General features: G+C 72.8%; 10 protein-coding genes. 3 read left to right on the top strand and 7 right to left on the bottom strand.

Features of this window, described 5'->3' with window-relative positions; all coding sequences use genetic code 11:
• Positions 1-121: 121 nt before the first annotated feature.
• The gene (locus IEX69_RS08200; protein WP_085021561.1) at positions 122-2,800 is read right to left on the bottom strand and encodes a phosphoenolpyruvate carboxylase; all 2,679 of its coding nucleotides are present in this window, start codon (positions 2,798-2,800) and stop codon (positions 122-124) included.
• 783 nt (positions 2,801-3,583) lie between these two features.
• Entirely contained in the window at positions 3,584-4,234 is a 651-nt protein-coding gene (locus IEX69_RS08205; protein WP_085020539.1) for an HAD family hydrolase, read from the bottom strand.
• Positions 4,235-4,309: 75 nt separating this feature from the next.
• Here IEX69_RS08205 and IEX69_RS08210 point away from each other — a divergent pair, with 75 nt between their 5' ends.
• Positions 4,310-5,338 carry an NAD-dependent epimerase/dehydratase family protein gene (locus IEX69_RS08210; RefSeq protein ID WP_085020540.1) on the top strand — a complete coding sequence of 343 codons (1,029 nt, stop codon included), beginning with the start codon at positions 4,310-4,312 and terminating at the stop codon, positions 5,336-5,338.
• Positions 5,339-5,745: 407 nt separating this feature from the next.
• Here IEX69_RS08210 and IEX69_RS08215 read toward each other — a convergent pair whose 3' ends face one another.
• Positions 5,746-6,360: a DoxX family protein gene (locus IEX69_RS08215; RefSeq protein ID WP_085021562.1), complete on the bottom strand. Its 615-nt coding sequence runs from the start codon at positions 6,358-6,360 to the stop codon at positions 5,746-5,748.
• 570 nt (positions 6,361-6,930) lie between these two features.
• On the opposite strand from IEX69_RS08215, the gene IEX69_RS20860 reads away from it, so the two are divergent.
• Positions 6,931-7,143, top strand: a complete 213-nt coding sequence (locus IEX69_RS20860; protein ID WP_229756418.1) for a DUF3072 domain-containing protein — start codon at positions 6,931-6,933, stop codon at positions 7,141-7,143.
• 10 nt (positions 7,144-7,153) lie between these two features.
• Positions 7,154-8,047 (top strand): glucose 1-dehydrogenase, encoded by an 894-nt coding sequence (locus IEX69_RS08225; protein WP_085020541.1) that lies wholly within the window; start codon positions 7,154-7,156, stop codon positions 8,045-8,047.
• A 360-nt stretch (positions 8,048-8,407) separates the two neighbouring features.
• Here IEX69_RS08225 and IEX69_RS08230 read toward each other — a convergent pair whose 3' ends face one another.
• From IEX69_RS08230 to IEX69_RS08245, 4 genes are all read right to left on the bottom strand, one after another.
• A complete protein-coding gene (locus IEX69_RS08230; RefSeq protein WP_085020542.1) occupies positions 8,408-8,728 on the bottom strand; it encodes a hypothetical protein in 321 nt (106 codons plus the stop codon).
• Between the two features lie 243 nt (positions 8,729-8,971).
• Positions 8,972-10,819 (bottom strand): amidase family protein, encoded by a 1,848-nt coding sequence (locus IEX69_RS08235; RefSeq protein ID WP_085020543.1) that lies wholly within the window; start codon positions 10,817-10,819, stop codon positions 8,972-8,974.
• Between the two features lie 32 nt (positions 10,820-10,851).
• Positions 10,852-11,571, bottom strand: a complete 720-nt coding sequence (locus IEX69_RS08240; RefSeq protein WP_085020544.1) for a cohesin domain-containing protein — start codon at positions 11,569-11,571, stop codon at positions 10,852-10,854.
• Between the two features lie 284 nt (positions 11,572-11,855).
• Complete coding sequence (locus tag IEX69_RS08245; RefSeq protein ID WP_085020545.1) at positions 11,856-13,055, bottom strand: MarP family serine protease; 1,200 nt, start codon at positions 13,053-13,055, stop codon at positions 11,856-11,858.
• Positions 13,056-13,111 lie beyond the last annotated feature (56 nt).

Here is a 13,111-nt window from a genome sequence, read left to right on the forward strand (position 1 = left end):
AGAACTGAGCACTCAAGGCACACCCCACAGAGGAAGAAGCACCGAGTGCTCACTTCTCGCGCCATTCAGCGGGGAACGGCGCGAGAAGTGAGCACTCGATGGATGGGGCGGGTGGTGGGGATCAGCCCGTGTTCTGGAGGCCGGCGGCGACGCCCGAGACCGAGAGGAGGAGGAGGCGGCGCACGTCCGGTGCAGCAGGGGTCGCAGGGGCCGCGGGGGCGGCGGGCGACTGCGTCGCCACCTGCGCGGCGGCGTCCTCCGGGGCCCGGAGGGAGCGGAGGGCACGCAGCTGCAGGAGCGAGAGCGCGTCGACGTACGGGGAGCGCAGCTGCACGGCGGTGCGCAGCACGGGCCGCGACTCGAGCACCGACGAGGAGCCCGTGGCGGTGAGCACCCAGTGACGCGTGAGCGCCATCTCGTCGAGGACGAGGCCGGCGAGGTCGTCGCGGTCGCCGAGGGCGAGGTACCGGCGCGCGATCCGGTCGTCGGTCTTCGCGAGCGACATCTCGACGTTGTCGATCATCGCGCGGAAGAGCGGCCAGCGCTCGTAGGCCGAGCGGACCAGCGCCTCGTCGCCGACCGCCGCGAGCGCGGTGCCCAGCCCGAACCAGCCCGTGAGGTTGATGCGCGCCTGCGTCCAGGCGAACACCCACGGGATGGCGCGGAGGTCCTCGAGCGACGACACCGAGAGACCGCGCCGCGCGGGGCGCGATCCGAGCGCCAGCCAGCCGATCTCCTCCATCGGGGTGACCTGCGCGAACCAGGCCGCGAACCCGTCGGCCTTCACGAGCTCGAAGAACCGGGCGCGCGACGCCTCGTCCATCGTCGCGGCCATCGGCGCGAACTCCTCCGCGGCCGACGACGTGCGGGCGACGTTCGACGGCGACGAGGCGAGCAGCGTCGCCGAGGCGACCTGGTCGATGTGCCGCTGCGCGATGACCGGGTTGCCGTACCGGGCGAAGATCACCTCGCCCTGCTCGGTGAGCTTGAAGCGGCCGTCGACGGATCCCGGGGGCTGGGCGAGCACGGCCTGGTTGGCCGGCCCGCCGCCACGTCCGAGGGCGCCGCCGCGACCGTGGAAGAGCGTCAGCACGATGTCGTTGCGCTCGGCCCACGCGGCGATCCGCGCCTGCGCGTCGTAGAGCGCGAGCGTGGCGGCGACGGGGCCGACGTCCTTCGACGAGTCGGAGTACCCGAGCATCACCTCGACGCGGCGGCCGGTGGCGGCCAGGCGCGCCTGCACCTCCGGGAGCTCGAGCATCTCGTCGAGGATGCGCGTCGACGCCTGCAGGTCGTCGAACGTCTCGAACAGCGGGATGACGTCGAGCGTCGGCACCTCGCCGCCCGGACCGGCGGCGTACTGCGCCAGGCGGTAGACGTTGGCGAGGTCCTCGGACGACTGCGTGAACGACACGATGTACCGGCGCGCGGCGATCACGCCGAAACGGCGCTGGATGTGCTGGATCGTCCGGAAGACGTCGAGCACCTCGTTCGTCATGTCGTCGATCGGGGCGGACGGATCGGCGTCGCGCGCCCGCAGCTCCGCCAGCGCGGTGCGGTGCACCTTTGAGTGCTGCCGCACCTCGAGCTCGGCGAGGTGGAAGCCGAAGGTCTCCACCTGCCACAGCAGGCGCTGCAGCTCGCCGTACGCCGAGCGGCGGTCGCCCGCGGTGACGAGCGACTCCTGCACGACGAGCAGGTCGGAGCGCAGCTCCTCCGCGCTCGCGTACGCGAGGTCGGCGTCGCGTCGCCGGGTGGCGACGATCCGCTCGGCGGCGAACAGCATCACCTGACGGTGCGGCTCGTTGGGCGAGCGCTCCGCGATGTCGGCCGCGAGATCCTGAGCGAGCTGGCGCTGCTGCTCGCGCAGCGCGCTGAGCGCGGGGCTCGGAGGCGTGGTGGACGCATCGAGCGTCAGCGTGCGCGCGATGCGGGTGGTGGCGCGCTCGAGGCCGAGCAGGACGTGCTCCGACGCGATCTCCGCGGCGGTCCGGGTGATGCGGGCCGTGACGTTCGGGTTGCCGTCGCGGTCGGCGCCGATCCAGCTGCCGAGCCTCACGAAGGCGGGGGCGACGGGGCGGGCGACGCCCGCATCCTCACCGGCGATGGCGTCGTCGAGGGAGCGGTACACATCCGGGACCGCGCCGAACAGCGTCTCGTCGAAGACCGCCATCGCCGTGCGCACCTCGTCGAGCGGCGACGGCTTCTCGCTGCGCAGCGGCGCGGTGCGCCAGAGGATGTCGACCTCGGCCAGCAGGGCCCGCTCGTTCTCGGCGAGCACGGCACCGCGCGTGTGCGGGTCGTCGCGCTCGGCCAGGAGCGCACCGATGCGGCGGATCGCGTTCGCGACCGCGCGCCGCCGCGCCTCGGTGGGGTGCGCGGTGAACACGGGGCGGAACTCGAGCGCCGCGAGTCGGCGTGCGGCCTCCTCGTCGCCGACTTCGGCCGCGAGCGCGGCGAGCGCGCCGGGCAGCGTCTCGGTCGACGGATGTTCGGGGTCGGCCGCCGCCGCCCGGGCACGCAGCACGCGGACGCGGTGGTTCTCCTCGGCGAGGTTCACGAGGTGGAAGTAGCTGGTGAAGGCGCGCGCGAGCTCCTCGGCGCGGGTGGCGTCGAGGGAGTCGACGAACGCCTCCGCCCGCTCGATCGCCTCGGTCGACTCCGGATGCGTGAAGGCGCCGATCGTGAGCGCGCGCAGCGTCTCGACGTCGTCGAGCAGATCGTCGCCGCCGCTCTCGCGGAGCACGGTTCCGAGGAGCGCGCCGAGGAGCTTCACGTCGGCACGGAGCACGTCGGGCATGTCGAGCGCGGCGACCGCGCGCTCGACGTGCTCGCCGACGGCGTCGTGCGCCTCGGCGCTGCTCGCGTCGGGGCTCTGCGCGTCGAGGCTCTGCGCGTCGGGAGTGCGCGTGTCGGGGCTGGGCGCGTCGCTGTGCGTTCCGGGGGCCGGGGTGGGCGGGTGCGAGTCGTGCGTAGGGTTCTCGCCGGGCGTGGCAGCGCCGGACGGGGACGTTTCGGGCATGCTCTGAGCCTACCCAGGCCGCATGACGCTCGCGTTACGCGCTGTCATGCATCGACGCCCATCCGAGCACACCCGGAAAGAGCGCGTGCACGGGCCGCGCAGCCGCGGAAACCGGGTGCACTCGGACGTGCTCGCCCGCGACTACGCCCAGCCGTCCTGACGCAGCCACACAACCAGCAGCACCCATCCGAGCACACCCGAAAAGAGCGCCTGCACGAGCCGCGCAGCCACGGAAACCGGGTGCACTCGGACGTGCTCGCCCGCGACTACGCCCGGCCATCCTGACGCAGCCACACAACCAGCAGCACCCATCCGAGCACACCCGGAAAGAGCGCGTGCACGGGCCGCGCAGCCGCGGAAACCGGGTGCACTCGCCTCCACGCCCCGTGACTGCAGTCGGCCATCCCGACGCAGCCACACGACCAGCAGCGCCCATCCGAGCACACCCGGAAAGAGCGCTTGCACGAGCCACGCGGCCGCGGAAACCGGGTGCACTCGGACGTGCTCGCCCGAACGGGCACACAGCGCCGTGCGCAGCGAGCGCAGCGCGCAGCGCGCGGGTCAGGAGAGCGAGCGGAGGAGGGCGGCGACGTCGTCGTGCACCTCGAGGGCGCCCGCGTCGCGGAGCTCGCCCTCCGAGATGCCTCCCGAGCGGACGCCCACCATGCGCACGCCGGCCCGCCCCGCGGCGACCGCGTCCCAGCGCGCGTCTCCCACCATGAGAGCTTCGTCCGCCGCGACGCCCGCGCGCTCGAGAGCGACGCCGAGGATGTCTGGCTCGGGCTTCGCGGTCTCCACGTCGTCGCCGTTCGTGGTCGCGTGGATGACGTCGTCGCAGTCGAGCACGCGCAGCAGCTCCTCGAGCTCGTCCTCGGGGGCGGACGTCGCGAGCACGACGCGGATCCCCCGCCCGTGCAGCGTCTCGAGCAGCTCCCGTGCCCCGTCGAAGCGGCGCAGGCGTGGCCACAGCTCCCGGTAGAGACGCGAGTGCGCCTCCTTCACCTCGTCGCCGACCTCGTCCGCCCGATCGCCGAGCAGCTCCTCCATCAGCCGGGAGGAGTCGAGGCCGATGGCGCGGTGCACCCGCCACGTCGACATCTCGACGCCGACCTCGTCGAACGCCTGCATGAAGCTCTCGACGTGCAGGTAGTTGGAGTCGATGAGCGTGCCGTCGATGTCGAACAGCACGGCGCGGAGTGAGGTGAGGTCCATCGGTCCACACCACCACCATCCGCGACGGACCGCATACCCCTAGCGGATCCCGCGTTAAGGCGCAGGCTCGGTGCCATGCGCATCGTCATCGTCGGAGCAAGCGGCAACCTCGGCACGGCCATCCAGCGACGTCTCCTCGGCGACGGACACGAGGTCGTGGGCGTGAGCCGACGACGCCCCGCCGCAGACGAGCCGTACTCGTCGGCCGAGTGGCACGAGATCGACGTGTCGCGGGCGGAGGCGCAGCCCCGGCTCGCCGAGGTCTTCCGAGGTGCGGATGCGGTGATCCACCTAGCCTGGGCGCTCCAGCCCAACCATGACGAGCGTGCGATGTGGCGCACGAACGTCCGCGGGCTGGACGCGGTCCTGGGAGGCGTGGCCGACGCCGAGGTGCCGCAGATCGCGGTGGCCTCGTCGGTGGGCGCGTACAGCCCCGGGCCCAAGTCGCGCCGCGTCGACGAGCGCTGGCCGACGGGAGGCATCGCCACCTCCCACTACGCCAAGCACAAGGCGATGAACGAACGGCAGCTCGATCGGTTCGAGGAGGGGCATCCGCGGACGACAGTGACCCGCATCCGACCCGGGCTGGTCTTCCAGCGAGACGCCGCGGCGGAGATCGCGGGACTCTTCCTGGGTGGGCTCGTCCCGATGGGGCTCGTCGGCTCGCTGCGGCTGCCGTGGCTGCCGCTGCCGACATCGCTTGTGTCGCAGGCTATCCACGCCTCGGACGTCGCCTCCGCCTTCGCCCTGGCGGTCGAGCGGGGTGCGGGCGGGGCGTTCAACATCGCGGGCGAGCCGGTGCTCGGCCCGGAGGAGGTGGCTCGCGTCGTGGCGGGCGCTCGCCCGGTCCCGTTCCGTCGAGAGGTGCTGCGCGCGATCGTGTGGGCCACGTGGAAGCTCCGCCTGCACGCCACCGACCCGGGCTGGATCGACCTCGCCACGAGCGTCCCACTGATGTCGACGGAGAAGGCGCGCCGCGAGCTTGGCTGGTCGCCACGGGTGTCGTCGACGGACGCGCTGGCCGAGATCATGGCCGGCCTCCGCGACCGCGCCGGGAAGCCCTCCTCGGCGTCCCTGCGCGGGTCGGGCGCCCTGCGCGTCTGAGCTCCTGCCGGGCCGCGGCGCGGCGACGAGTGCCCCCGAAAGAAGCGCTTTCCCAGCCCCCGCACCCGCGTTTCCCGGGTGCACTCGAGCCGACGGACGCATGGCTGCGGACTCGCCGCGCGAGCACACCCGAAAGAAGCGCTTCCTCAACCCGGCCACCCGCGTTTCCCGGGTGTACTCGACCCGACGGACGCCGGGCTGCGGACCCGCCGCGCGAGCGCACCCGAAAGAAGCGCATTCCCAGCCCGCCACCCGCGCTTTCCGGGTGCACTCGACCCGACGGACGCCGGGCTGCGGACCCGCCGCGCGAGCGCACCCGAAAGAAGCGCTTTCCACGCCCGCGCACCCGCGTTTCCCGGGTGCACTCGAGCCGACGGCCATCCGGATGGGTCGGCACGAGACGCGCGTCAGGCCTTCGAGCCCGTGGCGGCGCCCGTGTCGTCGTCGGACTCGGGATCCGTGGAGGAGGAGGGTGGCGCCGCGTCGCTGCCCACCGGGTGGGCGGGGGCGAGCGGGGCCGCGGCGCGCTCCGCCTCTGCGGCGCGGCGGCCCAGCGCGATCGCGGCGGCCGAGGCGGCGACACCCGCCACGACGGAGAAGACCGCCCATCCGAAGCCCCACTTCCGGCGACCGAACAGGGCATCGACCGAGAGGCGGCCGGGTCCGTCGGCGGTCACGGCGAGCGCCGCGGCCACCAGGGCCGCGTTGAACTCGTACCCGCCCTTGGCGTTCCAGAGGCCGTTCTTCAGGTGCACCTTGTGCACGGCGGTCGCCATCGCGGCCGTCACGGCGGTGGTGGCCAGGGGCGTCGCGGCGCCGAGGGCGATGCCCGCGCCGCCGAGGGTCTCGCTGAGCGCGGCCGCGTACGCGTTGCTCCGGGCGGGCTTCATGTCGAGGGAGTCCATCATCCCCGTGGTGCCCTCGATGCCCGGGCCTTCGAAGGCGCCGGTGAGCTTCTGCAGGCCGTGCCCGACGAAGAGGCCTCCGACGACGAGACGGAGGACGAGAGTGCCGACTGCCATGAGCATCCCTTCACGAGAGAGGTGAGGTGCGGATGCTCGTGGAGCCTACGCCGCTCTACCCGAGGATGCGACTAGTGCGAGGATGCGACTAGTGCGAGCCGTAGCCGCCCTTCGACATGGCGACGAGACCCGCGATGCCGAGCACCCCGCCGACGAGGGTGATCGTGCCGATGACGCTCCAGAGGATGGTCGCGATCATGATGCCTCCCGGTGTCGCAGTGTCGCCGTGTCCTCCCAGCGTACCGTGCGGACATGGACGGCCCACGCCCGATCGCGCTCGCCGCTCCCCCGATGCGTGTGCTCCGATGCGCGTCCTCCGGCAAGCCCATGCCGGTGTCGGCCGCCCGGCGTAGGGTCCGCGGCATGAGCGACACTTCAGATCAGGGCGTCTCGCCCACCTCGCAGGTCCCCGGCGTCTCGAACGCGATGCCCGGCGAACACGACCAGGACGCATCCGTCGCGGGCGCCGCGCCCGACGGATCCGCCCTCGGCGACGTCGCGAGCGCGGAGGAGCCGGCCGCCGAGCCCGCCGCGGGCGGCAGCGGCGGCGACAGCGTCGCGGGCGACGACGTGCTCGGAGCCACCGGTCCGGACTCCGACTCGTCAGCCAGCAAGGATCCGAGCGAGTGGGTCACCGGCGACGAGCCGATGACAGGGGCCCAGCGCAGCTACCTCGACACGCTCGCCCGCGAGGCCGGCGAGGAGATCTCGGCCGATCTGACGAAGGCGGAGGCATCCGAGCAGATCGACCGCCTGCAGAAGGCGACCGGCCGCGGTCAGTGAGGAGCGTTCGATGACGGATCAGTACACGTTCGACGACCCGGTCCACCGCTACGGCCGCGTCGAGCCGCCGGTGCAGCACCAGCCCGAGCCGGGGGTGCAGGGGCAGATGACGCCGGTGCCCGATCTCGGCGAGGAGACGTACCGCGGCACCGGTCGCCTGGAGGGCCGCAAGGCGCTCGTCACCGGCGGCGACTCCGGGATCGGCGGTGCCGTCGCGATCGCCTTCGCTCGCGAGGGAGCCGATGTCGCGATCTCGTACCTGCCGGAGGAGGAGGCCGACGCCGCGCACATCGCCGAGTTGGTCGAGGCCGCGGGCAGGAAGGCCGTGCGGCTCCCGGGCGATGTCAGCGACGCGGCACACTGCCGTGAGCTCGTGGCGGCGGCGGTCGACGCGCTCGGCGGGCTCGACATCCTCGTCAACAACGCCGGGAAGCAGATCGCGGTGGAGAACCTCGAGGATCTGAGCGACGAGCAGTTCGAGCAGACGTTCCGCACCAACGTGTTCGCGGCCTTCTGGATCACGAAGGCCGCCCTGCCCCACCTCGGGCCCGGATCCACCGTCATCAACACGGCATCGCTCGAGGCCTACAAGCCCGCGCCCGACCGGCTCGACTACGCGGCGACGAAGGCGGCGATCAACAACCTCTCGAAGGGGTTGGCGCAGCAGCTCGCGCCCCGCGGCATCCGGGTGAACGTCGTGGCCCCCGGTCCGACCTGGACGGCGCTGCAGGTCTCGGGCGGCGTGTCCGACGAGCAGATGCAGGCCTTCGACGACGAGAGCACGTACCAGCGCTCCGGGCAGCCGGCCGAGCTGGCGCCGGCCTACGTCTTCCTGGCCTCCCCGGAGTCGAGCTACGTCTCGGGCGAGACGCTCAACGTCAACGGCGGGATGCCCACGCCGTAGCGGCCCCTCCACCGCGGGTCTCCGGAGCCGGGCTCGGGCGGGGCCAGCCCCCAGCCGGCCGACTCCGGAGATCCAGCCCGCACCGAGCCAACTCCGGAGATCCGGGCCGGCTGGAGCTAACTCCGGAGATCCACCGGCGCGCCGCCCGAGAACTCCGGAGTTAGCTCCCACACGTCTAGCCGCCCAAACCGACCCGGAGATCCAGCCCGCACCGAGCTAACTCCGGAGATCCGGGCCAGATTGAGCTAACTCCGGAGATTCACCGGCGCGCCGCCCGAAAACTCCGGAGTTAGCAACCGCGCGTCGGGCCCGCATGTCGAGCCCGCGGGCCCGCGGGCCGGCGTGCGGGCGCGGGAGGGGCTACTTGTTGCCCTCGTTGTCCACGCCGTCGTCGTCGCCGGATGCGGGGGCCTGCGTGGAGCAGTCGTCGCCCGAGTCCGTCGGAGCCGCGGAGGAGCCCGAGGAGGAGTCCGCGGAGGCGTCTGGCGTGGAGGTCTTGTCCTCCGGACGCTCGGTCTGGCAGGCGAGCGGCGGGAGCGTGAAGCTCGTCTCGCTCACCGAGGGCCGCGGCGTCTCGTACGGGGTCTGCGCGTCGCCGGCGCACGCGGCGAGCGAGGCGACGAGCACGACGGCCGAGACCGCCCCCAGCGCCGTGCCGATGGTCCTGCGGGTGATGAGCATGGGAGCCTCCTCGTCGTCAGCTCCCTACGCAACGACGTTCGGCGCCGGACGGCAACCCCCTTGTCCCGCCGGACGTGCGACGCGACATCCCGCCGAACGGGCGACCCGGGCCCGCCGAACGGGCGACGCGCATCCCGCCGAACACGCGACGCGGGGGCGGGGCACACCCCGCACGCAGCGGTGCACCCGCCCGGGAGGACCGGACGGGTGCACCGTGCGAGGCGGGCTCACCCCGCCGCGGCCTCAGCCCTTCGCGGGCTCGAGCGCCGGGTAGAGCGGCGGCGTCGTGCGCGCGTGGGTGGCCTGCTCGAACGCGTAGGTCAGCCCGATGAGCGTCCCCTCCGCGTAGTCGCGGCCGAGGAACTCGAGGTTGACCCCCGCACCCGTGATGGTGTTGTCCGCGGCGATCGCCTGGCCCATCGGGACCGTGACCGACGGCATCCCCGTGTTCGGGCTCAGACGCAGGTTGGTGCTCTGAGTGCCGTACGGCGTGCCGGAGGGGTAGACCAGGGCGTCGAGGTCCTGGGCGTCCATCATCGCGGTCACGACGGCGTTGCCCGTCGCGATGGCGGTGGTGTGCGAGCCGGTCGGCCCCGCCCACGCCTGGTACTGCTCCTCGGTGACCCGGTCGCGCGAGGTGTAGGTCGACGCGCGGGAGGGGACGTACTTCCCGGAGGCGAGGATGCCCTGGATCGACTGCGCGGCCACGTCGGGGTCGAGGTGGTTCGCGATGTACTGGTTCAGGTCGTGCTTGAACTCGTTCTGGCTGCCGCTGGTCTCGTTGAGGACGGCCGCGAAGCCCGACGGCGGGGTCACCGCGATCACCTCGGCGCCCTGGGCCTCGAGCGTCGCCTTGGCCTGCGCCCACAGCCGCACGTCGGTCGCGTTGCTGCCGATCATCGACGGGACGTACCCGATCCGCGCGCCCTTCAGCGCGGTGGGGTCGAGGTACGACGTGTACGAGTCGGGGACCTTGCCCGCCTGCTCGGCCGTGATGGGATCCGCGGGGTCGACACCGGTCACGGCGTCGAGCGCGACGGCGGCGTCGGTGACGCTGCGCGCGATCGGGCCGCCGGTGTCCTGGCTCAGCGCGAGCGGGATGATGCCGTCACGGCTGGTCAGACCCACCGTGGGGCGGATGCCGACGAGCTGGTTGTACGACGAGGGGACGCGGATGGAGCCACCGGTGTCGGTGCCGAAGCCGATCCCGCCGAGGTTCGCCGCGATCGCCGCACCGGTGCCGCCGCTCGAGCCGCCGGCGGAGCGGTTCGTGTTGTACGGGCTCGCGACGAGCAGGCTCTGGCCCGCGGGCAGGCCGGCGGAGAACTCCGACACGAAGCCGTAGGCGAACTCGTCGAGGCTGGCCTTGGCGAGGATGATCGCCCCGTCCGCACGGAGACCGGACACCATGGCGGCGTCGGTCGTGGTCTGGTTCCCGTCCCAGCATCCGCAGCCGCCCGTGGTGGGCATGTCGAGGGTGTCGTAGTTGTCCTTCAGCACGATCGGCACGCCGAGCAGCATGCTGGTCATGCCCTCGGAGGCTCGGGTCGCGTCGGCCTGGGCCGCCGCGGCGAGCGCGACGCCGCTCGTCGTGATGATCGAGTTGAGCGGGCGTCCCGACGCGTCGACCTGGACCCGGTCGTAGGCGGCGATGCGGTCGAGGTACTCCTGGGTGATCTCGACCGAGGTCGTGACGCCGGCGTTCATCGCGGCCTGCATGTCGACGCTCGAGGCCTCGATGAGGTCGAACGGACCATCGTCGTAGATCATGCGCTGCGAGACCGCGGCGAGGTCGAGCACGGTGATCGTGCCGTCCGCGTCGACGTCGGCCGCCTCGACGCTCGCCCAGTCGGGCGAGGCCGAGGTTGCACCGAGGTGCGCGGAGACGACCGCGAGATCGGCCGCCGTCACCTGGTCGTCGCCGGTGAGGTCGAGCTCCGTGTAGTACGGCGCGAGCATGGCGGCCTCGGCCGCCGGAGCAGCCGGTGCGGCGGTCGCCGCGGCGGGCGTCGCGATGACGGCTCCGGCGACGAGGGCGGAGAGCAGTCCCGAGGCGGCGAGAGCCGTCGGGCGCGAGCGTCGGAGCATCATCGGATGGATCCTTCTGGTCTGAGGGTTCGACGTCATCGGGTCTTCACCGCCCGGCGCCAGACGAGGAGTCCGGCCGCGACGGCCGCGACGGCGGCCGCGACGATCCCCGCGATCCCGCCGACGGCGAGACCGGTCGAGGCGAGGTCCCCGCCCTGCGAGCCGGCGGCAGCCGCCACCGTCGTCGGGGTCGGAGTGGCGGTGGCGGACGCGCCGGGGGTGCCGGCGCCCGGGTCGGGCTCGGTGACCGGCGGTGCGGCGATGACGACCACCGACGTCGCGACGTCGGTAAGCGGGGTGGAGGCGCCCGCCGCGTCGACGAGCACGACCGAGGCGAGGTCGAGGTCGGCGGTGCCGCTGGCGACGGCGGTGAGCTCGAGGCTGACGGCGAGGTCGCCCGAGAGCGCGGGCGAGGTGCCGAGTCGCGAGTGCAGGACGGTCAGGCCCGTCGGGGACTCCGTGGCGGAGTCGAAGCCGCCTGCGGGGCCGGAGAGGCTGCCGTCGACGTAGTCGAGCAGGGCGGGATCGTAGGCGAGCTGCAGCTCGTACGCGTAGACGTCGGTGGTGGCCGGCAGCGCGATCGAGACGTCGATCGTGTCGCCGATCGCGGCGTTCGCGGTCGCGGAGAGGGTCGGCGGCGCCACCGTAGGAGCCGCGCTGGCGGGGAGCGCCGTGAGGAGCGTGAGGGCGGACGCGGCGCCGGCCACGGCGAGTGCCGCTCCGACGCGCCGGGCGCGTGGTCGTGGTGAGTGCATCAGAGCACAGTCCTGCTTTCGCTGTCGACGAGACAGGGCATCAGGGCGCGCCGCATCGCCCGAGGGCAGGCGCTCTCGAGCAGGAGGAGTGGTGCAGGGGCTGTGCGCTTCCCGGTGCGATGACTCGGGGTTGCTAGGGTGCCGCCACACTATCCACGGCCGGACCCGCGCTCGTTACGGCGATGTTTCGATCTCGTGTCCAACCGTTTCGATCAGATTTCGCGATCGGAATGCCGGATCATTCCTCAGCAACCCGCCAAATCGCCGGATCCCCCCTTCAGGGGTCACCGCGCGGCGCAGGCTCCCGACGGGACCGGCGTCGTCGAGCCGACCTGCTGGAGCATCGGCGCGATCTGGTCGAGCGTGAGCGCGTAGCCGGTCTCCGCATCCGTCGTCGACCGGGCGAACACCACGCCCACCACCTGGCCGGCGCTGTCGAGCAGCGGGCCTCCCGAGTTGCCGGGACGCACGGTGCCGCGCAGCGCATAGATCTCGCGGCTCACCTCGCTCTGCGAGTAGATGTCGAGCCCGGTCGCCTGCAGCACCTGACGGATGCGCGCCGCACCGATCTCGTACGGCCCGTTCTCGGGATAGCCGGCGACGTAGGCGGCGTCGGACGCGCCGAGCTCGGTGCCGAGGGAGAGCGGAGCGACCCCCAGCCCCGGGACGTCGAGCACGGCGAGGTCGGTCTCGGGGTCGAACGCGACGAGGGTGGCCGGCTTCTGCTCCCCCACGCCGCCGATCTGCACGACGAGCTGATCGGATCCCGCGACGACGTGCGCGTTGGTGATGACGCGGTCCTCAGCGACGACCCAGCCGGATCCCTCGGCCCCGCCGGAGCACTGCGGAGCGGAGCTCAGCACGCGGACGACGGCCGGGGACGCGGCGTTGACCGCATCCGGCACGGACGGATCGGGGGCCTGGGTGCCCTGGATGACCTCGACCCCGTCGGCGAAGACCTTCGGGAACCCGACGGTGTCGAGTGCGTCGCCGAGGGCGCCGAGCACGGTCGAGGGCGGGACCGGGCTGATCCGGTTCAACGTCGACACCACCTGCGACGAGGAGGCGAGCTGCTGCGCCGGGAGGAACGCCGTGGTCTGCAGGAACCCCGCCACGAGCCACACCGCGACCGCCCATGTGGCGAGACCGAGCACAGCTCCACCCACCGAGTCGAGGCCGCGGGCGATCCGCAGCACCCCCACAGCACGGCGGATGAGCCCCGCCACGAGCGAGAGCACGGCCACGCCCAGCGCGAGGCAGAGCAGCAGCGCCACCGCGGCGGCGATCATGCGCTGGACCGTGCCGCTCCAGCCGACCGTCGCCGCGAGCCAGTCGACGAGCGGGGGCACGACGAACGTCGCGAGCCAGGCGCCGGCGGCCACCCCGAGGAGCGAGGCAGCCGTCACCAGCAGGCCCCTGCGCCACCCTCCGATCACCGCGGCGACCGCGATGAGGAGCAGCACGACGTCGACGATCCATTCCATCGGGCCCATCGTACGGAGGGCTCCTGTCCGCCCGCCGACACCTCGCTGAACGCGGC

The organism is Cnuibacter physcomitrellae (assembly GCF_014640535.1).
GTDB classification, from domain to species: domain Bacteria; phylum Actinomycetota; class Actinomycetes; order Actinomycetales; family Microbacteriaceae; genus Cnuibacter; species Cnuibacter physcomitrellae.